This window comes from Blastococcus sp. LR1, assembly GCF_020166105.1.
Classification (GTDB): domain Bacteria; phylum Actinomycetota; class Actinomycetes; order Mycobacteriales; family Geodermatophilaceae; genus Blastococcus.
In genome coordinates, this window is the sequence record NZ_JAIUJY010000004.1 from 408,876 (window position 1) to 430,630 (window position 21,755).

Here is a 21,755-nt window from a genome sequence, read left to right on the forward strand (position 1 = left end):
CCAGGCGTCAGCCGGCGGAGCCGAGCAGCCGCTGCAGTCGGGTGACGCCCTCGACGAGGTCGTCGTCGCCCAGGGCGTAGGACATCCGGATGTAGCCCGGCGTCCCGAACGCCTCACCGGGGACCACCGCGACCTCGGCCTGCTCCAGGATCACCTCGGCCAGCTCGGCGCTGGTCTCCGCCGTCCGCCCGCCGATCGGCCGGCCCAGCAGGCCCTTCACCGACGGGTAGACGTAGAAGGCGCCCTGCGGCTCGGGGCAGGCGATGCCCGGGATCTCCCGCAGCATCGACACGATCGTGGTCCGGCGGCGGTCGAAGGCCTCGCGCATCGTGGCCACTGCCGACAGGTCCCCGTTCAGCGCGGCGATGGCGGCGGCCTGGGAGACGTTGGCGACGTTCGACGTCGCGTGCGACTGCAGGTTGGTCGCCGCCTTCACCACGTCCGCCGGGCCCGCGATCCAGCCGACCCGCCAGCCGGTCATGGCGTAGGTCTTCGCGACGCCGTTGACCACGATGCAGCGGTCGGCCAGCTCGGGGACGAGGACGGGCATCGACGGCGCGGTCACGCCGCCGTAGGTGAGGTGCTCGTAGATCTCGTCGGTCAGGACCCAGAGGCCGGCCTCGAGGGCCCAGCGGCCGATCTCCTCGACCTGCTCCGGCGGGTAGACCGCGCCGGTGGGGTTCGACGGCGAGCAGAAGAGCAGCGCCTTGGTGCGCGGGGTGCGTGCGGCCTCCAGCTGGGCGGCGGAGACGAGGTAGCCGCTCTGCTCGTCGGCCACGACCGGCACCGGCACCCCGCCGGCCAGCGCGATCGCCTCGGGGTAGGTGGTCCAGTAGGGCGCGGGCACGAGGACCTCGTCGCCCGGGTCGAGCATCGTGGCGAACGCCTCGTAGACCGCCTGCTTGCCGCCGTTGGTGACCAGCACCTGGGCGGGGGAGATCTGCAGGCCGGAGTCCCGCGCCGTCTTGGCGACGATGGCCTCCTTGAGCGCGGGCAGACCGCCGGCCGGCGTGTACCGGTGCATGGCGGGGGTGCGGGCCGCGGCGATCGCGGCCTCCACGATGTAGTCGGGCGTCGGGAAGTCCGGCTCGCCGGCGCCGAACCCGATCACCGGCTTGCCGGCGGCCTTGAGGGCCTTGGCCTTGGCGTCGACGGCCAGCGTCGCGGACTCGGCGATGGCGCCGATGCGACGGGAGATGCGGCGCGCGGCGGGCGGCAGCTCGGTCGAGGGGGTGACGGACTCCGGGGCGGAGGCGGCGGTCATGGGACCATCGTGTCAAAGACCGCCGCCGCAGGGGCCGCCGCCCGCCGCGGGCTCCGGTCGCCCGCTGGTGGAGGCGGGTCGGCGGGACGTTGGCTGTCCACTCGAGCGGTCCCGTACACTTGCAGCCCTGGGGCAGTTGACCCCGCCACCGGCGTGCCCCGGATCTCCTCGGAGGTCGGGACGCGGCTGCGGCGAGACGGCCGTCCCGGGGCCCTTCCGGGCACAGGGGTGTAGCTCAATTGGCAGAGCAGCGGTCTCCAAAACCGCAGGCTGCAGGTTCAAGTCCTGTCACCCCTGCCCGTGCCGCCGGTCCGCCGGCGACGAGCACGCCCAGAGCAGCACCGCACGGCAGCAGACAGGCAGCACCGACCGACGGCCCTCGCGCGAGAGGCCACCACGACGAGGCGAGCGAGGCGCAGTGAGCGACGAGAAGCCGGGCCGCGAGGACGACGCGCGCGCCGCCTCCGACGCCGAGCTCACCGACGAGCAGCTCGACCGTGAGGCACCCGGCGTCGATGACGCCGAGGCGCTCGAGGCGGCCGAGGACGAGGTGGCCGACGAGGCCGCGGCGGCCGAGGACAAGACCGTCGCGAAGCCTGCCCGTCGCCGGGGCCGCATCACCGCGGACGGCGAGGACGAGGACGACGAGCCGGCTGCCCGCAGCCGCCGGGCGGCGCGCACGGCGTCGGGCCCCGCCCGCGACGGCACCGGCACCCGGTCCCGCGCGGCCGCGGAGCGGGCGCGTGCCGAGGAGCTGCGGCCGCGCCGGTCGATCCTCCGGTTCCTGCGCGAGGTCGTGGCCGAGCTGCGCAAGGTCATCTGGCCGGGCCGGCGCGAGCTGATCACCTACACCACCGTCGTCATCGTGTTCGTGGCGTTCATCGTCGCGCTGGTGGCCGGGCTGGACCTGCTCTTCGCACGGGGCGTGATCGCCGTCTTCGGCTGACCTCCGCACCGTGCCGTTCCGCCCCCTGACAAGGAAGAGACCTCTGTGACCGACCCCCGTGAGCCCTTCGAGACCGACAGTGCGGTCGAAGGCACCGACCTGGACGACGCCCGCTTCGACGAGCGCGGTTCCGCCGACGTCGAGACCGGCATCGGTGAGACCGGTGCCGCCGAGGGATCCAGCGACACCGCTGACCTGCAGACCGACACCGAGGTCACCGACGTCGTCCCCGAGGTCGAGGACGGCGACACCGCCAGCCTGGCGAGCGACCCGCTGGCCGAGCCCGCCGCCGACTCCGACGACTCCGTCGTCGAGCCGGAGGAGGACGAGGACCCGGCCGAGGCGATGAAGAAGGCGCTGCGGATCGCTCCCGGCGACTGGTACGTCGTGCACTCGTACGCGGGCTACGAGAACAAGGTGAAGACCAACCTCGAGGCGCGCATCCAGTCCCTCGACGTGGAGGACTACATCTACCAGATCGAGGTGCCCACCGAGGAGGTCACCGAGATCAAGAACGGCAAGCGTTCGCAGGTCAACCGCAAGGTCCTGCCGGGCTACCTGCTGGTCCGCATGGAGCTCAACGACGAGTCGTGGGGCGCCGTCCGCAACACCCCCGGCGTCACCGGTTTCGTGGGTGCGACCTCCAAGCCCTCGCCGCTGACGATCGACGAGGTCGTGAAGATCCTCGTGCCGGCCACCGCTCCGCAGGCCCCGCGCGCCGCCGAGGCCGCCGCCTCCGGTGGCGGCGGCGCCGCCGCCGCGCCGGCGCCCCTCGTGGACTTCGAGGTCGGCGAGTCGGTCACGGTCATGGACGGCCCGTTCGCGACGCTGCCCGCCACCATCAACGAGATCAACGCCGAGCAGCAGAAGCTGCAGGTGCTGGTCTCCATCTTCGGCCGCGAGACGCCCGTCGAGCTGTCGTTCAACCAGGTCAGCAAGATCTGAGCGCTCGACGGCGCCCAGAGCACCAGCTGATCCACCACTGATAGAAGGAAGTCATGCCCCCCAGGAAGCGGTTGACCGCGGTCATCAAGCTCCAGATCAAGGCCGGCGCGGCCACCCCCGCGCCGCCCGTGGGTCCGGCGCTCGGCCAGCACGGCGTCAACATCATGGAGTTCTGCAAGGCCTACAACGCGGCCACCGAGTCGCAGCGCGGCGACGTGGTCCCGGTCGAGATCTCGGTCTTCGAGGACCGGACCTTCACCTTCATCACCAAGACCCCGCCGGCCGCGCGCATGCTGCTCAAGGCCGCCGGTGTCGAGAAGGGGTCGGGCGAGCCGCACAAGACCAAGGTCGCCACGGTCACCCGTGACCAGGTGCGCCAGATCGCCACCACCAAGATGGCCGATCTCAACGCCAACGACCTGGACCAGGCCGAGAGGATCATTGCCGGCACCGCCCGGTCGATGGGCATCACGGTCGTCTGAGGACCCTGCTGCCCCCGCGCCTCGCACGCTCGGCGCGGGTCTCTGCAGCAGGGCCGTTCCATCACGGTTTAGTGGGAGGGCCTTCGCCGGCCCGTACACCACATGACCGGGGCAGCTGCCCCGGAGAGGAATCACCATGGCGAAGCACGGCAAGAAGTTCCGCGCCGCGGCCGACAAGGTCGACCGCGACAACCTGTACAGCCCGCTCCAGGCCGCCACGCTGGCCAAGGAGACGTCGACGACCGCCTACGACGCCACCGTCGAGGTCGCCATGCGCCTGGGCGTCGACCCGCGCAAGGCCGACCAGATGGTCCGCGGCACGGTCAACCTGCCCCACGGCACCGGCAAGACCGCGCGCGTCATCGTCTTCGCGACCGGTGACAAGGCCGCCGAGGCCGAGGCCGCCGGCGCCGACGTCGTGGGCTCCGACGACCTGATCGAGAAGATCCAGGGCGGCTTCCTCGACTTCGACGCCGCGATCGCGACGCCGGACCAGATGGCGAAGGTCGGGCGCATCGCCCGCATCCTCGGCCCCCGTGGCCTGATGCCGAACCCGAAGACGGGCACCGTGACCCCTGACGTCACCAAGGCCGTCAACGACATCAAGGGCGGAAAGATCAACTTCCGCGTCGACAAGCAGGCCAACCTGCACCTGGTGATCGGCAAGACGTCGTTCGACCAGACCAAGCTGGTCGAGAACTACGCCGCCGCGCTCGACGAGGTGCTCCGGGCGAAGCCCTCCTCGGCCAAGGGTCGCTACGTCAAGAAGGTCACCATCTCCACGACCATGGGCCCGGGCATCCCCGTGGACCCGAACCGCACCCGCAACCTGACGGTGGACGAGCCCACCCAGTGACGCGAAGGTCTCGTCCGCACAGGACGAGGCCGCTCCACCACGTTCCGAAGGCTCCGCCGCGCACCCGCGCGGCGGGGCCTTCGTCGTGTGGCGTACTCTTTCTCTCGTTCCCCCCAAGACCGCTGGTCGTCGCACGTCCGCGTGCGATCGAAGGTCCCGGATCCCGGGCGACCCGCGCAGGTGGACGGTCCGATAGCCGGACGCCGTCGTGCGTCCGTCCTCTCGCCCCGTGCGCACTGCGCCGGGGCGTCTTCCGTCTCCGGGGCGTCGATCGCCCGTCGTCGTGCAGCGGCCAGAGGTCGCCCGACAGACGAGAGGAGGCCCATGCCCACGCAGGCGAAGGCCGCGGTGATCGACGAGATCACCGATCGGTTCCAGAACTCGAGTGCGGCGGTGCTCACCGAGTACCGCGGGCTGACCGTGGCGCAGCTGACCCAGCTGCGTCGTTCCCTCGGTGAGGGCAGCAGCTACGCCGTCGTCAAGAACACCCTGACGAAGCGGGCGGCGGACTCGGTCGGTTACTCCGACCTCGCCCCGCTGCTCAACGGTCCGACCGGTATCGCCTTCATCCAGGGCGACCCGGTGGAGGCCGCGAAGGCCATCCGTGACTTCGCCAAGGCCAACCCGATGCTCGTCGTCAAGGGCGGCGTCGTGGACGGTCGTACGGTCGACGCCTCCGAGGTCACCCGCCTCGCCGACGTCGAGCCGCGCGAGGTCCTGCTGGCCAAGCTGGCCGGCGCGATGAAGGGCAACCTGACGAAGGCTGCCGGGCTGTTCCAGGCCCCGCTGTCCCAGATGGCCCGCCTGGCCGAGGCGCTCAAGGAGAAGAAGCCCGCCGAGGCTGCCGCTCCCGAGGCTCCCGCCGCCGAGGCTCCGGCTTCGGACGACACCGCTGCTGCTGACACCACCCCCGAGACCGACACCGCTGCCGCCGACGCGGCCAGCGACGACTGACCCAGAAGGAGATCACCATGGCGAAGCTTTCCAGCGCCGACCTGCTCGACGCTTTCAAGGAGATGACCCTCCTCGAGCTGTCCGACTTCGTGAAGCAGTTCGAGGAGACCTTCGAGGTCACCGCTGCTGCTCCCGTTGCCGCTGCTGCCGCCCCGGCCGCCGGTGGCGGCGACGGTGGCGCTGCCGCCGCCGAGGAGCAGGACGAGTTCGACGTCATCCTCGAGGCTGCCGGCGACAAGAAGATCCAGGTCATCAAGGAGGTGCGTAGCCTCACGTCCCTCGGCCTCAAGGAGGCCAAGGACCTGGTCGACAACGCGCCGAAGCCGATCCTGGAGAAGGTCGCCAAGGACGCTGCCGAGAAGGCCAAGGCCGCTCTCGAGGGCGCCGGCGCCACCGTCACCGTCAAGTGACCCCCTGCCCGGTGGTCCCGACCACCGGGCACGTCACGGTCTCGTGACTCCGCACCCGGCTCGCGCCGGGTGATGCACGACCTCGTTCAGGGGCCGTCCTCCGTCACGGAGGGCGGCCCCTGACGCGTGTCGGGGCAGTTTCTGATCCAGAGACGAGATCGGCGTCACCCAAAGGCGGTGATGCACGTAACCTTGCCTCCACACGTTCGTTACTGGCTGGTAGTGGTGCGGACCACGACGGCTCCGGGTGCGGAGCCGTTGAGGATGCCGCACACTGCCGGGGCCCGCCATGGCGGCGGGGCGGGGACCGGCAGCAGAGCCGGAGCGGGAGGCAGGAGACACGTGGGCGTCGCAGTCGAGGTCTCGGGGCTGACCAAGTCGTTCGGCAGCCAGAACATCTGGAGCGACGTCACGCTGACGTTGCCCCCTGGCGAGATCTCCGTCCTGCTGGGCCCCTCGGGCACCGGCAAGTCTGTGTTCCTGAAGTCGCTGGTCGGTCTGCTGAAGCCCGAGAAGGGCTCGATCATCATCAGCGACACCGACATCGTGACGACCAGCGAGAACCAGCTCTACGAGATCCGGAAGCTGTTCGGCGTCCTGTTCCAGGACGGCGCCCTCTTCGGCTCGATGAGCCTGTACGACAACATCGCCTTCCCGCTGCGCGAGCACACCAAGAAGAGCGAGTCGGACATCAAGTCGATCGTCCTCGAGAAGATGGACATGGTCGGCCTGGCCGGCGCCGAGGGCAAGCTGCCCGGCGAGATCTCCGGCGGTATGCGCAAGCGCGCCGGCCTGGCCCGTGCGCTGGTGCTCGACCCCGAGATCATCCTGTTCGACGAGCCGGACTCGGGTCTGGACCCGGTGCGCGTGGCCTACCTCAACCAGCTCATCGTCGACCTCAACGCGCAGATCGACGCCACGTTCCTCATCGTCACGCACGACATCGGCACCGCCCGCACCGTGCCGGACAACCTCGGCCTGCTGTTCCGCCGCAACCTGGTGATGTTCGGCCCGCGCGAGCAGCTGCTCACCTCGCAGGAGCCCGTCGTCCGCCAGTTCCTCAACGGTCGCCGCGAGGGTCCGATCGGCATGAGCGAGGAGAAGGACGTCGCCCAGGTCGAGGCCGAGATGAAGGCGCTCGAGGAGCGCGGCGGCGACTCGCACAACGGCGTGGGGCCCAAGGGGGCCTCCGGCGGGGACGCGGTGCCGCCGCAGCTCACGCCGTCCGAGGGGCTGCCCGAGCGCAAGGCCGAGCGCCGCCGCCAGGAGCGCGTCGCGCGGATGCTGCACGAGTTCGACGAGGAGACGCAGGCCGCGATCCGGCAGTCGCTGCCAGAGGAGCTGCTGGCCAAGGCCGACGCCGGAGCCTACGAGTCCACCCGGTCCGGCGGTCGGCACTGGGCCGCCGAGGCCGATGCGCAGGGCACCGACGGTCAGCCCGCCCGGTCCACCGCGACGGCAGTGCTGCCCCGCCAGGGCGGTGAGGCGTGAGCGCCACCGAGAAGCCCAAAGCACCTGGGCTGCTCGACGGCAAGCTCTCGCCGACGCGCCCCCTGCGCGCCAGCGGCAATCTCTTCGCCTTCGCGCTGGACACGCTCCGGTCGCTGCCCAAGCGCCCGTTCCAGCTGCGCGAGTTCCTCCAGCAGGCCTGGTTCGTCGCCAGCGTCACGATCATCCCGACCGCCCTCGTCGCGATCCCGTTCGGCGCCGTCATCGCCCTGCAGCTGGGGTCCCTGACCCGGCAGCTGGGGGCGCAGTCGTTCAGCGGTTCGGCATCCGTGCTGGCGGTGGTGCGCGAGGCGAGCCCGATCGTGACCGCGTTGCTCATCGCCGGTGCGGGTGGATCGGCCATCTGCGCCGACCTCGGTTCCCGCAAGATCCGCGACGAGATCGACGCCATGGAGGTGCTCGGGATCAGTCCGATCCAGCGCCTGGTGGTTCCGCGGGTGCTGGCGTCCATGCTCGTGGGCCTCCTGCTCAACGGCCTGGTCAGCGTGGTCGGCGTGGCCGGCGGCTACTTCTTCAACGTCGTGCTCCAGGGCGGCACCCCCGGCGCCTACCTGGCCTCGTTCAGTGCACTGGCCCAGGTCGAGGACTTCTGGGCCTCGGAGTTCAAGGCGCTCGTGTTCGGGCTCATCGCCGGCATCGTCGCCTCCTACAAGGGCCTGAACGCCGGAGGTGGACCGAAGGGCGTCGGCGACGCGGTGAACCAGTCCGTCGTCATCACGTTCCTCCTGTTGTTCGCGGTGAACCTCGTGATCACCGCGATCTACTTCCAGCTCGTCCCGCCGAAGGGGCAGTGATGGCGCTCCTCTCCACCGGCGACCGGATCAAGGTCGGGACCCGCAAACTGGTCCGCAAGGTCTACAAGCAGCCCCTCGACCTGTTCGAGGACCTCGGCGAGCAGATGTCGTTCTACGCCCGTGCGCTGGCGTGGACCCCCAGGACGCTGCGCCGCTACAAGAAGGAGACGATGCGGCTGCTGGCCGAGGTCACCTTCGGCAGCGGGGCGCTCGCCGTCATCGGCGGCACCGTCGGCGTCATCGCCGCGTTGGCCTTCTTCACCGGGTCCGCGGTCGGCCTCCAGGGCTACGCGGCCCTCGACCAGCTGGGCACGGCCGCCTTCACCGGCTTCCTCTCGGCGTACTTCAACACCCGGGAGATCGCGCCCCTGGTCGCGGGCGTGGCGCTCTCGGCCACGGTCGGCTGCGGCTTCACCGCGCAGATCGGTGCCATGCGCATCAACGAGGAGATCGACGCCCTCGAGGTCATGGGCGTGCCGTCACTGCCGTTCCTGGTGACCACCCGGATCATCGCCGGCTTCGTCGCGGTGGTCCCGCTCTACGTCCTGGGCCTGCTGACCAGCTATTTCGCGACGAGGCTGATCGCGACCCAGGGTTACGGGCAGTCGACCGGCACCTACGACCACTACTTCAACCTGTTCCTGCCACCGGAAGACGTGTTGTGGTCGTTCCTCAAGGTGCTGGTCTTCTCCGTGGTCATCATCCTGACCCACTGCTACTACGGGTACCGGGCCAGCGGCGGCCCGGCGGGGGTCGGCCTCGCCGTCGGCCGCGCGGTCCGCTTCTCCATCGTGGCGATCAACATCATCGACCTGTTCCTGTCGCTGGCCATCTGGGGCTCGACGACCACAGTCAGGATCGCGGGGTGACCAGCTGATGTCCTCGACCAAGGGACGAGTGATCCGGCGCCGGCTGCAGGGCGTCGTGTTCTTCGTCGTGCTCGCCCTGCTGCTCGGAATGTCGGTGGCCAGCTACCAGAAGCTCTTCACCGACGTCGCCGAGGTGACGCTGCAGGCCGACACGGCGGGCAACCAGCTGCAGGAAGCCTCCGACGTGAAGATCCGCGGGGTCATCGTGGGCGAGGTCCGCGAGGTCTCGGCCAGCAAGGACGGGGCGGAGATCGAGCTCGCGATCAACCCGGAGTACCTGGACCAGATCCCCGCCGATGTCAGCGCCCGGCTGCTGCCCAAGACGCTCTTCGGTGAGCGCTTCGTCTCCCTGGAGCTCCCTGAGCAGCCGGCTTCCGAGCGGCTGGCCGACGGAGACGTCATCAGCCAGGACCGCACCAAGAACGCCATCGAGCTCCAGCGGGTCATCGACGACACGTTGCCCCTGCTCCAGGCGGTGCAGCCGCAGGACCTCTCCTACACGCTGGGTGCGGTCGCCGAAGCACTGCGCGGCCGCGGCGACGGGCTGGGTGCCAACCTCGCTGCCACCGGCGAGTACATCGGTGAGCTCAACACCGTGCTACCGGAGATCCAGGCCGACATCTCCGGGCTCGCCGACTTCGCCGAGACCTACGACGGCGCGGCCGACGACCTGCTCGCAGTGCTGGACAACCTGGCCGTCACGAACACCACGGTGGTCGACCAGGAGGAGCAGCTGCGCCGCACGTTCACGGTGGGCACCAGCTCCTCCAACGTGGCGGCCGGCTTCCTCGAGGCCAACGAGCGGAACCTGATCTCCCTGGCCGAGACCTCCCGGCCGGTGCTCGGGCTGTTCGCGAAGTACTCGCCGATCTACCCGTGCCTGCTCGACGGCCTGGCGCGCTCGGTGCCCCGGATCGGGGAGACCTTCGGTACCGATGGCGACCCGGCCCTGAACCTGAACATCCAGATCATCCTGCCGCCGCGCAACGGCTACCAGCCGGGTGACCAGCCGATCTACGCCGACGCCGCCGCGCCGGACTGCCGGGGGCTGGACGACATCGACGGCGAGATCGCCCAGGCCGCGTCGGGGGAGTACTACTGCCCCTACCCGCCGCTCGACGGCGTCGAGTCGCCGGAGAGCGAGCAGCGCCGGGAACCGGCGTGCTACGAGGGTGGCGCCGATGACGGCGGCAACCCGGACAACGTGCCGCGCGCGGCGCGAGCGGGCGAGTCGCTGCCCGACGTGCTCGCCGGGTCCACGGCCGAGCTTGACTTCGTGCGGAGTCTGCTGGCCTACCAGACCGGGGCGGAGCCGGACCAGGTCTCCGACCTGTCGGCCTCGACGTTGGCGCCGTTCCTGCGGGGGAAGAACGTGATGATCCGATGACCGGTCAGCTGCGAGGCATGGCGGGGCCGCTGACCAAACTGGTCGCCTTCGCGGTCGTGACGATCCTGGCCGCCTACGTGCTGGTCTCCACCATCACGAACGCCGGCTACGGCGAGCAGGTGGTCTACCGGGCGCAGTTCACCGACGTCGCCGGCCTCGTCGAGGGAGACGAGGTCCGGATCGCCGGCGTGCGGGTGGGTCAGGTGGTCGCGATCGGGGTGGCCGACCAGCCCGACCGCAACGCTCGGCCGGTGGCCGAGGTGGAGCTCGAGGTGTCCTCCGACATCCCGCTGCCCGCGGCGGTCGAGGCCACCATCCGGTTCCGCAACCTCGTCGGCCAGCGCTACATCTCGCTGACCGAGGGCGACGGCTCCTCCGGCGAGACGCTGGAGGAGGACGCGGTCATCCCGCTCGCCCAGACGACCGAGGCGCTGGACCTCACCACGCTCTTCGGCGGGTTCCAGCCGCTGCTCCAGGCGCTGTCGCCCCAGGACGTGAACCGGGTGTCCTTCGAGATCATCCAGGTCTTCCAGGGGGAGGGCGGGACGATGGAGAGCCTGCTCGCCCACGTCGCGTCGCTGACCGACTCCCTCGCCGACAAGGACGCGGTCATCGGCAGCGTCATCGACAACCTCACGACGGTCATGGGGACGGTCGCCGCCCGGGACCAGCAGCTGTCGGACCTGGTCATCAGCCTGCAGCAGTTCGTCACCGGCCTGGCCGGTGACCGCGAGGCGATCTTCGACTCGCTGGCGACCATCGACCAGCTCGCCGTCGAGACCAGCGGCTTCCTCGCCGACGTCCGGCCGCCGCTCGCCGCCGACATCCAGGCCCTCGAGGATCTGTCCCGCAACGTCGCCGACTCCGGCGACCTCGTCGAGGAGTTCCTGCAGCTGGCGCCGACCAAGCTCGACCTGACGACCCGGACGGCGATCAACGGAAGCTGGTTCAACTTCTTCCTGTGCCGGGCCGGGGGAACCGTGACCCTCCCGTCCCCGACCGGGACGGCGTTCTCCCAGGAGTTCGACTTCGACAGCCAGGCAGAGGGGTGCGGGTGATGGCGCGCCGTTCCAGGAACTTCCGCGACAAGAACCCGGTCGTCGTCGGAGGCGTCAGCCTGGTCGTGATGGCCGTGGTGATCCTCCTGGCGTTCAACGCGCAGTCCCTGCCGCTCATCGGCGGCGGGACCGTCTACAAGGCGCAGTTCTCCGAGGCGGCCGGCCTGAAGCCCGACGACCCGGTGCGGGTGGCCGGCGTCAAGGTCGGCAGCGTGGAGAGCCTGGCCCTCGAGGACGGGGCGGTGACGGTCGAGTTCCGCGTGAAGGACGCGTTCGTCGGTGACCGCTCGGAGGCGGCCATCAAGATCGAGACCGTGCTCGGGGCCAAGTACGTGGCCCTGGTGCCGCGCGGTTCCGGCGAGCTCGACCCCGAGAAGGGCATCCCGCTGGAGCGGACCGCCTCGCCCTACGACGTCGTCGAGGCCTTCGCCGACCTGTCCTCGACGGTGCAGGAGATCGACACCGCCCAGCTCGCCAGCTCCTTCGAGGTGCTGGCCGAGACGTTCGCCGACACTCCGGACGAGGTGCGCACCTCGCTGGAGGGGCTGTCCCGGCTGTCGGACACGATCGCGTCCCGCGACGCCCAGCTGCGCGAGCTGCTCGGCGCCACGCGCAAGGTCACCCAGGTGCTGGCCGACCGCAACGGCGAGTTCACCCAGCTGATCCTCGACTCCAACACGCTGCTCACCGAGGTGCAGGAGCGGCGGGAGCTGATCGACGCGATCCTCACCAGCACCCAGGAGCTGTCGCGCCAGCTGTCCGGCCTGGTCGCGGACAACCGCGAGACGCTCACGCCGGCACTGCAGCAGCTGTCCCGCGTCACCGACATCCTGTCGCGCAACCGGGCGGCCCTCGCCCAGACCGTCACCGAGCTGGCGCCGTTCGTCCGGGTGTTCACCAACACGCTCGGCAACGGCCGCTGGTTCGACAGCTTCGTCAACGACCTGCTCCCGACGGTCGTCGGCGCCGCCGTCTGCACCGGGCTCGAGACACCCGTGACCGGCTGCAACTCTGGAGGTCAGTGATGAGCGGCACGCTGCAGCGCGCGGTCGCGATGGCAGCCGCGCTGGTCCTGCTCGCCGCGCTCGGCTGGACCATCCTGCGGCCCGCGGGCCAGTACCGCGTGACGGCGTTCTTCGAGGAGACGGTCGGCCTCTACCCGGGGTCGGAGGTCCGCGTCCTGGGCATCACGATCGGCACGATCGACGACGTCGTCCCGCTCGGTGACCAGGTCCGGGTCGAGATGAGCATCGACGACGACTACGACGTCCCGGCCGACGCCAACGCCATCGTCCTCGCCCCCTCGCTGGTCTCCGACCGGTACGTGCAGTTCGCGCCGGTCTACGACGGCGGCCCGAGGCTCGAGGACGGCGCCGACATCCCGCTGGACCGCACCGCGATCCCGGTGGAGCTCGACGCTGTCTACGGCGCCCTCGACGAGCTGTCGGCCGCGCTCGGCCCCACCGGCGCGAACGAGAACGGTGCCCTGTCCGACCTCGTCGACGTGGGTGCGGCGAACCTGGAGGGGAACGGTGACGCGCTCAACCGGACCCTCACCGGCTTCTCGCAGGCCGTGGAGACCCTGGCCGACAACCGGGAGGACCTGTTCGGTTCCCTGGAGAACCTGCAGACCTTCACGACGGCGCTGGCCTCGATCGACGCCCAGGTCGGTCTCTTCAACGACAACATGGCGGCCGTGTCCGACCTGCTGGCCTCCGAGCGGGAGGACCTCGCCGAGGCCGTCGTCCTCCTCAACGACGCCCTGGCCGACGTCGCCGGCTTCGTGCGCGACAACACAGCGCTGCTGACGAGCAACGTCAACAAGCTGGCCGACGTGACGCTGGTGCTCGTCCAGCAGCGCAACGCGCTCGCCGAGGTCCTCGATGTCGCCCCGGCCGCACTCAGCAACCTGGCGCGGGCCTACAACCCCGACTTCGGGACCCTGGACACCCGGGACAACGGACTGGGCTCGCTCAGCCCCGAGGTCGTGGTCTGCGGCGCCCTCTTCCAGCTGGGTCGCATCGACCTCGAGCTCGACCTCCCGCTGCCCATCGACCCGCTGGAGCCGCTGCGCACCGGCGTGGACGAGATCTGCGCCCGCCTGCTGTCCGGTGACGCCGACAACGCCAACGGGCCGGACGACCTGAACGGCAACAAGATCCCGGACAGGGACGAGATCTGGGAAGCCATCTTCGGTGGCGGAGCCGGTGGCGGTGGCGGCGCGCCGCAGCTGCCCGTCGGATTCGTCCCCGTCTCGACGGAGGCTGCGGAATGACCAGCGCAACGACGAGGACCCGTCGGCTCACGGCGCTCTTCGCCGGCCTGCTCCTGCTCACCGGCTGCGGGTTCCGGGGCGCCTACTCCTTCAGCCTCCCCGGCGGGGCCGATCTCGGGGAGGAGTCCTACCGGGTGAAGATCGAGTTCCTCGACGTGCTCGACCTGGTCCCGCAGTCCGGGGTCCGGGTGGCCGACGTCGCCGTGGGCCGGGTCGAGGACATCGAGCTCGCCGACGACTGGACGGCGGTCGTGACCGTCGCGGTCAACGGGGACGTCGAGCTGCCGGCCAACGCCGTCGCCGCCATCCAGCAGTCGTCGCTGCTGGGCGAGAAGTACGTCGAGCTGGCCGCGCCCGGCGGGGACCTCGAGGCGCAGGGTCAGCTGGAGGACGGCGACCGCATCACGCTGGACCGCACCAACCGCAACGTCGAGGTCGAGGAGCTGCTCGGGGCGCTGTCCCTGGTGCTCAACGGCGGAGGCCTGGCACAGCTGCAGACGATCAACCGCGAGCTCGGCGACGCGCTCGAGGGCCGCGAGGCGGCGATCAAGGAGACGCTGGGCCAGCTCGACACCTTCATCGGTGGGCTGGACGAGCAGAAGGCGGAGATCAACCGGGCGCTGGACAACGCCAACGCGCTGGCCGCCACCCTCGCCGAGCGGACGGAGACGATCGAGACGGCTCTGGACACGATCGGCCCCGGCCTCGACGTGATCAACGAGCAGCGGGACCTCCTGGTCTCGATGCTGGAGGGCCTGGCCCGGCTGGGGGACGTCGGCACGCGGGTCATCCAGCAGTCGGCCGAGAACACGGTCGCCGACCTGCAGCTGCTCCAGCCGGTCCTCTCGCAGCTGGCCGCGGCCGGCCCGGACCTGGCCGGCTCCCTGGAGCTGCTGCTCACCTACCCCTTCCCGGACAGCTCCCTGTCTGCGCTCAACTACCGGAAGGCGCAGTCGGGTGGCATGGCCCTGTTCACCAACATGACCGCCACCATCGACTTCGACCTGAGCACGATCCTGTGCCGGTACGTGATCGACCAGAACGGCGCACTGCGCCAGCTCCCCCTGACCGACGTGCTCGTCGGCGAGCGCTGCGGTGTCGAGGGGGGCACCGGGACCGGTGGCGGCGGAGGCGGCAGCGCTGCGGCGTCCTCGCCGGCGCCGACCGGGCTCGAGGACGTCGTCGGCTCCGTGGTCGAGGCGGTGCCCGACGTCCCTGACGAGGCGGCACGCGTCGGCCTCCCCCAGATCCCGGAGGTGGGTCCGTGATCGGCCGCGTCACCAACATCAAGCTGATCGCCTTCATCCTCGTGGCGATCCTGGGCATGGCGTACCTGGGCTTCAAGTACGTGGGCCTGGACCGGCTCGTCCTCGGCACCGGGTACGAGGTGGCCGCCGACTTCCGCGACTCCGGCGGCATCTTCGTCAACGCCGAGGTCACCTACCGAGGCGTCGCCGTCGGCCGGGTGTCGGACATGCAACTGGTGGACGACGGCGTCCGCGTCGAGATCACCATCGAGCCCGGGACGGATCCCATCCCGGCCGACACCGACGCCGTCGTGGCCACCCGCAGCGCGGTGGGCGAGCAGTACATCAATCTGCTGCCCAGCAGCGAGGGGGAGCCGTTCCTCGAGGACGGCTCCGTCATCCCGCAGGAGCGCACGAGGATCCCCGTCCCCGTGGAGCAGATGCTGCTCAGCCTGGACGGGCTGGTCGGCTCCATCGACGCGGAGAACCTCCGGATCGTCGTGGAGGAGCTGGGCCAGGCGTTCGCCGGCTCCGGTGACGACCTGGGGCGCCTGATCGACAACGGCGACCTCCTGCTGGCCCGTGCCCAGCAGTCGCTGCCGGAGACGCTGCGGCTCATCACCGACGGTCAGACCGTCCTCGACACGCAGCGCGACAGCCGATCGGCGATCCGTCAGTGGGCGGCGGACCTGCGGCTGTTCACCGACACGCTGGTCGATCTGGACCCGGAGCTGCGCGGCCTCGTGGTCAACGCGCCGGATGCCGGGGAGGCGCTGCAGCGGCTGGTCGAGGACGCCGGCCCGGGGCTGGGCTCGCTGGTCCGTAACCTCGACATCCTCAACAAGGTCACGATCCCGCGGCTCGACGGCGTCCAGCAGATGCTGGTCACCTATCCCGACGCGGTGACCGGCGGCTTCACGGTCGTGCGCCGGGACGAGGACGGCGTGCTGCGCTCGCACTTCGGCCTGGTGCTGACCCAGTCGCCGCACTCGTGCGTCACCGGGTACGTGCCGACGAGCGAGACGCCCAGCGCCGGCGCGGTGGCGGCGGTGGACACCGACGCCATCCGCTGCGAGGTCTTCGACGGCGTGGACCCGCGTCCGGGCGACGACTACGACGAGAACGGGTCCAGCATCCGCGGCGAGCAGAACATCGGCAGCGACGGTGGCCGTGGAGCGACCCAGCCCGGGGGAGGGGCGCCGGGTGGTGGCGGGGCCAACCCGCTCAGCCCGCTGACCGATCTGCTCAACGGTGTGCTCAACGCCACCCCGCTGGCCTCGGCACTCGGCTGACCATGGCATGCTCACCCGCCCGGACGGCCGCACGCCGTCCGGGACGAACACGACTGCATGGAGGGCCTCGCGGGTGATCAGCGACGCGCGGGCGCATCCGCCTGAGGCGGAGGACGCCACCGAACCGGTCGACGGATCCGTGGACGACACCGCCACGGCGTCGGCCGCCCAGGACGACGTCGGGGCCGGGGAGACGGCTGCCCGCGAGCCGGCGGGCGACGACGGCAGGGCGCAGGGACCGCGGCTCGCCCTGCCGCTCGTGCCGGCGCTGGTCGTGCTGCTCGCCCTGCTGGTGGCCGCGACCGCCTTCCTGTGGTTCACGCGGCCCGATCCCTCCGACATCCGCACCGGCGACTACACCGCCGCGCTGCAGGCGGCCCGTTCAGGAGTGGTCGACGTGACCTCCTTCGACCACCTGACGCTCGACGATGACATCGAGCAGATCCGCCGGGTCGCCGTCGGTGACCTCCGCGACGAGGCCGCCGAGCAGCTCGACGGCCGCCGGCAGGAGATCACGGCGTCGGAGGCCGTCGTGAACACCGAGGTCGTCGACGCCGGGGTCGTCGCCGCCGACGAGGACAGCGCGACGGTGGCCCTGCTCATCCAGTCCACGCAGCAGTCCAACGCCGACCCGCAGGCGCAGATCGTGAAGTACCGGATCCAGGTGGAGCTCCAGAAGGTGGACGACCAGTGGCGGCTGTCCGGGATCACGGGGCGGTGAGCCGGTCATGACCGAGGAGGCCGGTAGCCGTCCCCGTCCCACCCCCCGACCGCGCCCCGGCGCGTCCGCGCGGCCCAGCCCGCGGCCCCGTGTCGCCGGCGGCCGCCGCGAGCGCGAGGAGCAGGCACCGGCTCCGGCCGCGTCGGACAGCACTGCCACCGTCGTCACCGGGGAGCCCGCCGCGACCGGCGGATCGACGGTCGTGGGCCGCCGCGCGACGGCGCGGCCGTCCGGGAGGCGATCGGCCGGCGATGCCGCACCGGGGAAGGACGCGCCCCGCCATGTGACGGCGCTGGTCCTCGTCCTCGCGGTGCTCTGCGCCGCCGCCGCGACGGCGGTCGGGGTGCTGCTGTACCAGCGGCTGAACCCCGGCTACGTCGACGCCGAGCTGCTGACCTCGGCCCGCAGCAACGTCGAGGCGCTCTACGCCTACGACTACGAGGACTCCGAGGGCAGCGTGGAGCGCAAGCTCGCTGTGCTCACCGGAGACCTGCGCGAGCAGTACGAGACGGACCTCGGGCAGGGCGGCATCATCGACACCTACGAGCAGGTGTCCGCGACCACCAGGTACGAGGTGCTGGACGTTGGCGTGAAGACGGTCAACGACGCCCAGGACGCCGCCACCCTCGTCGTGTTCGGGCAGTACGTCGTGCAGTCGGCGAACAGCGGGCAGCAGGAGGCTCCGGAGGGATCGGAGTGCAGCGTCACGCCCGAGGGTGCCCAGTCCTGCGTCCAGACGCTGCGTCTCGAGGTCGTCGAGGAAGACGGGGACTGGAAGATCAGCGAGGTCGTCCTCCTCACCACCAGCTGAGGAAGGACCCCCTCGCCCCCCACCTCTCGCACGCTCGCGGCGGGCCCCTGCGAGAGGGCCGATCGGCGTGGCGACAGCACCCCGGGGCGTCCGCTGGCATAGTGACCGGAGCGCACCCCGCCGGCCCCGCAGTTCCGGCAGCTCGCGCGTCCTGCGGATGTGGCACCGCTCGCACCGGTGCCCCCGACGTGGACACGGCGCAGTACCAGGGGTAGGGTCTCCTGTTGCGCTGCCCTCTGACTGCCTGCCCGCCAAGACGGGTCACGACGGGTGCCCGGGAATGCTCCGGGTCCTCCCCACGCTGACCGTCCCGGCGGGCGATCGCGGCCGTCGCGGACAGCCTCGCCATCACCGACGACGACCCAGGACGACCCCGCAGCCCACCGCCCGCACGTCGTGAGGTCCTTGGAAGGACGCATCTTGGCAGGCTCTCGCCCCACCAGCATCACCCCCGGCACCACCGATTCCGGCACCACCAGGACCACCCCGGCACCTCAGGACGGCCCCCGCACCGGCGAGGCCGACCAGCAGAAGATCCCCGGCGCGCCGCTGCGCGTCTCGTTCGCCAAGATCTCCGAGCCTCTCGCGGTCCCGGATCTGCTCGCCCTGCAGACCGCGTCGTTCGACTGGCTGGTCGGCAGCCCCGAGTGGCGCGCCACCCTCGCGCCCGAGGAGCAGGAGTCCGCGGTCGGCGGTCTCGCCGAGATCCTCGAGGAGATCTCCCCGATCGAGGACTTCAGCGGCTCGATGTCGCTGTCCTTCTCCAACCCGCGCTTCGAGGACGTCAAGGCGTCCCTCGAGGAGTGCAAGGACAAGGACATGACGTACGCGGCGCCGCTGTTCGTCACCGCCGAGTTCATGAACAACACCACCGGCGAGATCAAGTCGCAGACGGTGTTCATGGGCGACTTCCCGATCATGACGAACAAGGGCACGTTCGTCATCAACGGGACCGAGCGCGTCGTCGTCTCGCAGCTGGTCCGCTCGCCGGGCGTCTACTTCGACAAGACCCTGGACAAGACGTCGGACAAGGACGTCTTCTCGGCCAAGGTCATCCCGAGCCGCGGTGCGTGGCTGGAGTTCGACGTCGACAAGCGCGACACCGTCGGCGTCCGCATCGACCGCAAGCGCCGCCAGCCGGTCACCGTGCTGCTGAAGGCGCTCGGTTGGGGCGAGGACCGGATCCGCGAGCACTTCCAGTGGTCGCCCACCGTCCTGGCCACGCTCGAGAAGGACCACATCGCCGGGACCGACGAGGCCCTGCTCGACATCTACCGCAAGCTGCGTCCGGGCGAGCCGCCGACGCGTGAGTCGGCGCAGGCGCTGCTGGAGAACCTGTTCTTCAACAGCAAGCGCTACGACCTGGCGAAGGTCGGCCGGTACAAGGTCAACAAGAAGCTGGGCGTCGGCATCCCGCAGAGCACCTCGACGCTCACCGAGGACGACATCGTCGCCACCATCGAGTACGTCGTGCGTCTCCACGCCGGCGAGCCCGACCACGGCGTCGACGACATCGACCACTTCGGCAACCGTCGCCTGCGCACCGTCGGCGAGCTGATCCAGAACCAGATCCGGGTCGGCCTCTCCCGCATGGAGCGCGTGGTCCGCGAGCGGATGACGACCCAGGACGTCGAGGCGATCACGCCGCAGACCCTGATCAACATCCGGCCGGTCGTCGCCTCCATCAAGGAGTTCTTCGGCACCAGCCAGCTGTCGCAGTTCATGGACCAGACCAACCCGCTCGCGGGCCTGACCCACAAGCGCCGCCTGTCGGCGCTGGGCCCGGGTGGTCTGTCGCGTGAGCGCGCCGGCATGGAGGTGCGCGACGTGCACCCCAGCCACTACGGCCGCATGTGCCCGATCGAGACGCCGGAAGGCCCGAACATCGGCCTGATCGGTTCGCTGTCCTCGTTCGGCCGGGTGAACCCGTTCGGCTTCATCGAGACGCCGTACCGCAAGGTCGAGAACGGCACCGTCACGACGCAGATCGACTACCTGACCGCCGACGAGGAGGACCGCTTCGTCGTCGCGCAGGCCAACAGCCCGCTCGACGCGCAGGGTCGCCTCGCCGAGGAGCGCGTCCTGGTCCGCACAAAGGGCGGTGAGGTCGACTACCTCGCCCCCGAGAACGTGGACTACATGGACGTCTCGCCGCGGCAGATGACCTCGGTCGCGACGGCGATGATCCCGTTCCTCGAGCACGACGACGCCAACCGCGCGCTCATGGGCGCGAACATGCAGCGTCAGGCCGTCCCGCTGCTGCGCAGCGAGGCGCCGCTGGTCGGCACCGGCATGGAGCTGCGTGCCGCCGTCGACGCCGGTGACGTCGTCACCGCGGAGAAGGCCGGTGTCGTCGAGGACTCCACCGCCGACTACGTCACCGTCATGGCCGACGACGGCACCCGGCAGACCTACCGGCTGCTGAAGTTCCGCCGCTCGAACCAGGGGACGTCGATCAACCAGTCCCCGGTCGTCGAGGAGGGCCAGCGGGTCGAGATCGGCCAGGTCATCGCCGACGGTCCGTGCACCGACCAGGGCGAGATGGCGCTGGGCAAGAACCTGCTCGTCGCCTTCATGCCGTGGGAGGGCCACAACTACGAGGACGCGATCATCCTGTCGCAGCGCCTCGTGCAGGACGACGTCCTGTCCTCGATCCACATCGAGGAGTTCGAGGTCGACGCCCGCGACACGAAGCTCGGCGCCGAGGAGATCACCCGGGACATCCCGAACGTCTCCGAGGACGTGCTGGCCGACCTGGACGAGCGCGGCATCATCCGCATCGGTGCCGAGGTCGTCCCGGGCGACATCCTCGTCGGCAAGGTGACGCCGAAGGGCGAGACCGAGCTGACCCCCGAGGAGCGCCTGCTCCGCGCGATCTTCGGTGAGAAGGCGCGCGAGGTGCGCGACACCTCGCTCAAGGTCAAGCACGGTGAGTCCGGCAAGGTCATCGGCGTCCGCGTGTTCTCGCGCGAGGACGGCGACGAGCTGCCCGCCGGCGTCAACGAGCTGATCCGGGTCTACGTCGCCCAGATGCGCAAGATCTCCGACGGCGACAAGCTCGCCGGGCGCCACGGCAACAAGGGCGTCATCTCGAAGATCCTGCCGCAGGAGGACATGCCGTTCCTCGAGGACGGCACCCCGGTGGACATCGTCCTCAACCCGCTCGGTGTGCCCGGCCGGATGAACGTCGGCCAGGTCCTGGAGATGCACCTCGGGTGGATCGCCAAGCAGGGCTGGGAGGTCAACGGCGACCCGGACTGGGCGAAGAACCTGCCCGAGGCCGCCAAGGCCGCCGCTCCGGGCACCCGCACCGCGACCCCGGTGTTCGACGGCGCCAAGGAGGACGAGCTCATCGGTCTCCTCGGTTCGACGATCCCGAACCGCGACGGCAACCGGATGGTCAAGGAGACGGGCAAGGCGCGACTGTTCGACGGTCGCTCCGGCGAGCCCTTCCCCGAGCCGATCGCCGTGGGCTACGTCTACATCCTGAAGCTCCTGCACCTGGTCGACGACAAGATCCACGCCCGTTCGACCGGTCCGTACTCGATGATCACGCAGCAGCCGCTGGGTGGTAAGGCGCAGTTCGGTGGTCAGCGCTTCGGTGAGATGGAGTGCTGGGCGATGCAGGCCTACGGCGCGGCCTACGCGCTGCAGGAGCTGCTCACCATCAAGTCCGACGACATCCTCGGCCGCGTGAAGGTCTACGAGGCCATCGTCAAGGGCGAGAACATCCCCGAGCCGGGCATCCCCGAGTCGTTCAAGGTGCTCCTCAAGGAGCTGCAGTCGCTGTGCCTCAACGTCGAGGTGCTGTCCGGTGACGGGCAGGCCATCGAGCTGCGGGACACCGACGACGAGGTCTTCCGCGCCGCGGAGGAGCTGGGCATCGACCTGTCGCGTCGCGAGCCGTCGTCCGTCGAGGACGTCTGATCGGCAGC

At 70.4% G+C, this 21,755-nt stretch carries 18 protein-coding genes, 1 tRNA gene and 1 pseudogene; 19 read left to right on the forward strand and 1 reads right to left on the reverse strand.

Annotation, left to right across the window (positions count from 1 at the left end):
* Positions 1-7 precede the first annotated feature (7 nt).
* Positions 8-1,264: a pyridoxal phosphate-dependent aminotransferase gene (locus LBW97_RS13920; RefSeq protein ID WP_224499962.1), complete on the reverse strand. Its 1,257-nt coding sequence runs from the start codon at positions 1,262-1,264 to the stop codon at positions 8-10.
* Positions 1,265-1,488: 224 nt separating this feature from the next.
* Here LBW97_RS13920 and LBW97_RS13925 point away from each other — a divergent pair.
* The 19 genes and pseudogenes from LBW97_RS13925 to rpoB all read left to right on the forward strand — a co-directional run bounded on the left by LBW97_RS13925 (position 1,489) and on the right by rpoB (position 21,747).
* A tRNA-Trp gene (locus LBW97_RS13925) sits at positions 1,489-1,561 on the forward strand.
* A gap of 121 nt (positions 1,562-1,682) precedes the next feature.
* Positions 1,683-2,210: a preprotein translocase subunit SecE gene (secE, locus tag LBW97_RS20490; protein ID WP_224499963.1), complete on the forward strand. Its 528-nt coding sequence runs from the start codon at positions 1,683-1,685 to the stop codon at positions 2,208-2,210.
* Positions 2,211-2,255: 45 nt separating this feature from the next.
* Complete coding sequence (gene nusG, locus LBW97_RS13935) at positions 2,256-3,155, forward strand: transcription termination/antitermination protein NusG (RefSeq protein ID WP_224499964.1); 900 nt, start codon at positions 2,256-2,258, stop codon at positions 3,153-3,155.
* Between the two features lie 53 nt (positions 3,156-3,208).
* Positions 3,209-3,637: a 50S ribosomal protein L11 gene (gene rplK / locus LBW97_RS13940; RefSeq protein ID WP_224499965.1), complete on the forward strand. Its 429-nt coding sequence runs from the start codon at positions 3,209-3,211 to the stop codon at positions 3,635-3,637.
* A gap of 136 nt (positions 3,638-3,773) precedes the next feature.
* Positions 3,774-4,493, forward strand: coding sequence for a 50S ribosomal protein L1 (gene rplA, locus LBW97_RS13945; RefSeq protein WP_224499966.1), 720 nt, complete (start codon positions 3,774-3,776; stop codon positions 4,491-4,493).
* A gap of 324 nt (positions 4,494-4,817) precedes the next feature.
* A pseudogene (gene rplJ, locus LBW97_RS13950) lies at positions 4,818-5,342 on the forward strand (50S ribosomal protein L10); the annotation flags it as partial.
* Positions 5,343-5,464: 122 nt separating this feature from the next.
* Positions 5,465-5,857: a 50S ribosomal protein L7/L12 gene (rplL, locus tag LBW97_RS13955; protein ID WP_224499967.1), complete on the forward strand. Its 393-nt coding sequence runs from the start codon at positions 5,465-5,467 to the stop codon at positions 5,855-5,857.
* 342 nt (positions 5,858-6,199) lie between these two features.
* Positions 6,200-7,348, forward strand: coding sequence for an ATP-binding cassette domain-containing protein (locus LBW97_RS13960; RefSeq protein WP_308010473.1), 1,149 nt, complete (start codon positions 6,200-6,202; stop codon positions 7,346-7,348).
* Positions 7,345-8,160: an ABC transporter permease gene (locus LBW97_RS13965; RefSeq protein ID WP_224499968.1), complete on the forward strand. Its 816-nt coding sequence runs from the start codon at positions 7,345-7,347 to the stop codon at positions 8,158-8,160. Before LBW97_RS13960 ends, LBW97_RS13965 begins: the two co-directional genes overlap by 4 nt.
* A gap of 104 nt (positions 8,161-8,264) precedes the next feature.
* Positions 8,265-9,029, forward strand: a complete 765-nt coding sequence (locus LBW97_RS13970) for an ABC transporter permease (protein ID WP_224500141.1) — start codon at positions 8,265-8,267, stop codon at positions 9,027-9,029.
* 7 nt (positions 9,030-9,036) lie between these two features.
* The gene (locus tag LBW97_RS13975; protein ID WP_224499969.1) at positions 9,037-10,416 is read left to right on the forward strand and encodes an MCE family protein; all 1,380 of its coding nucleotides are present in this window, start codon (positions 9,037-9,039) and stop codon (positions 10,414-10,416) included.
* Entirely contained in the window at positions 10,413-11,474 is a 1,062-nt protein-coding gene (locus LBW97_RS13980; RefSeq protein WP_224499970.1) for an MCE family protein, read from the forward strand. The genes LBW97_RS13975 and LBW97_RS13980 overlap by 4 nt, the downstream gene beginning before the upstream one ends.
* On the forward strand, positions 11,474-12,499 hold the full coding sequence (locus LBW97_RS13985; RefSeq protein ID WP_224499971.1) for an MCE family protein: 1,026 nt from the start codon (positions 11,474-11,476) through the stop codon (positions 12,497-12,499). Before LBW97_RS13980 ends, LBW97_RS13985 begins: the two co-directional genes overlap by 1 nt.
* Positions 12,499-13,749, forward strand: a complete 1,251-nt coding sequence (locus tag LBW97_RS13990) for an MCE family protein (protein WP_224499972.1) — start codon at positions 12,499-12,501, stop codon at positions 13,747-13,749. Before LBW97_RS13985 ends, LBW97_RS13990 begins: the two co-directional genes overlap by 1 nt.
* Entirely contained in the window at positions 13,746-15,017 is a 1,272-nt protein-coding gene (locus LBW97_RS13995) for an MCE family protein (protein WP_224499973.1), read from the forward strand. Before LBW97_RS13990 ends, LBW97_RS13995 begins: the two co-directional genes overlap by 4 nt.
* The gene (locus LBW97_RS14000; RefSeq protein ID WP_224499974.1) at positions 15,014-16,288 is read left to right on the forward strand and encodes an MlaD family protein; all 1,275 of its coding nucleotides are present in this window, start codon (positions 15,014-15,016) and stop codon (positions 16,286-16,288) included. Before LBW97_RS13995 ends, LBW97_RS14000 begins: the two co-directional genes overlap by 4 nt.
* 73 nt (positions 16,289-16,361) lie before the next feature.
* Entirely contained in the window at positions 16,362-17,009 is a 648-nt protein-coding gene (locus tag LBW97_RS14005; protein ID WP_224499975.1) for a hypothetical protein, read from the forward strand.
* 283 nt (positions 17,010-17,292) lie between these two features.
* A complete protein-coding gene (locus tag LBW97_RS14010; RefSeq protein WP_224499976.1) occupies positions 17,293-17,820 on the forward strand; it encodes a hypothetical protein in 528 nt (175 codons plus the stop codon).
* 534 nt (positions 17,821-18,354) lie between these two features.
* The gene (rpoB, locus tag LBW97_RS14015) at positions 18,355-21,747 is read left to right on the forward strand and encodes a DNA-directed RNA polymerase subunit beta (RefSeq protein ID WP_374490031.1); all 3,393 of its coding nucleotides are present in this window, start codon (positions 18,355-18,357) and stop codon (positions 21,745-21,747) included.
* The last annotated feature ends 8 nt before the right edge of the window (positions 21,748-21,755 follow it).

Excerpts from the sequence above, each read along its gene's own strand:
- LBW97_RS13990 (WP_224499972.1), top strand. The coding sequence starts at position 12,499 with ATGAGCGGCACGCTGCAGCGCGCGGTCGCGATGGCAGCCGCGCTGGTC.
- rplA (WP_224499966.1), top strand. The coding sequence starts at position 3,774 with ATGGCGAAGCACGGCAAGAAGTTCCGCGCCGCGGCCGACAAGGTCGAC.
- rplL (WP_224499967.1), top strand. The coding sequence starts at position 5,465 with ATGGCGAAGCTTTCCAGCGCCGACCTGCTCGACGCTTTCAAGGAGATG.
- LBW97_RS13970 (WP_224500141.1), top strand. The coding sequence starts at position 8,265 with ATGTCGTTCTACGCCCGTGCGCTGGCGTGGACCCCCAGGACGCTGCGC.
- LBW97_RS13920 (WP_224499962.1), bottom strand. The coding sequence starts at position 1,264 with ATGACCGCCGCCTCCGCCCCGGAGTCCGTCACCCCCTCGACCGAGCTG.
- LBW97_RS13995 (WP_224499973.1), top strand. The coding sequence starts at position 13,746 with ATGACCAGCGCAACGACGAGGACCCGTCGGCTCACGGCGCTCTTCGCC.
- rplK (WP_224499965.1), top strand. The coding sequence starts at position 3,209 with ATGCCCCCCAGGAAGCGGTTGACCGCGGTCATCAAGCTCCAGATCAAG.
- LBW97_RS13985 (WP_224499971.1), top strand. The coding sequence starts at position 11,474 with ATGGCGCGCCGTTCCAGGAACTTCCGCGACAAGAACCCGGTCGTCGTC.
- LBW97_RS13980 (WP_224499970.1), top strand. The coding sequence starts at position 10,413 with ATGACCGGTCAGCTGCGAGGCATGGCGGGGCCGCTGACCAAACTGGTC.
- LBW97_RS13975 (WP_224499969.1), top strand. The coding sequence starts at position 9,037 with ATGTCCTCGACCAAGGGACGAGTGATCCGGCGCCGGCTGCAGGGCGTC.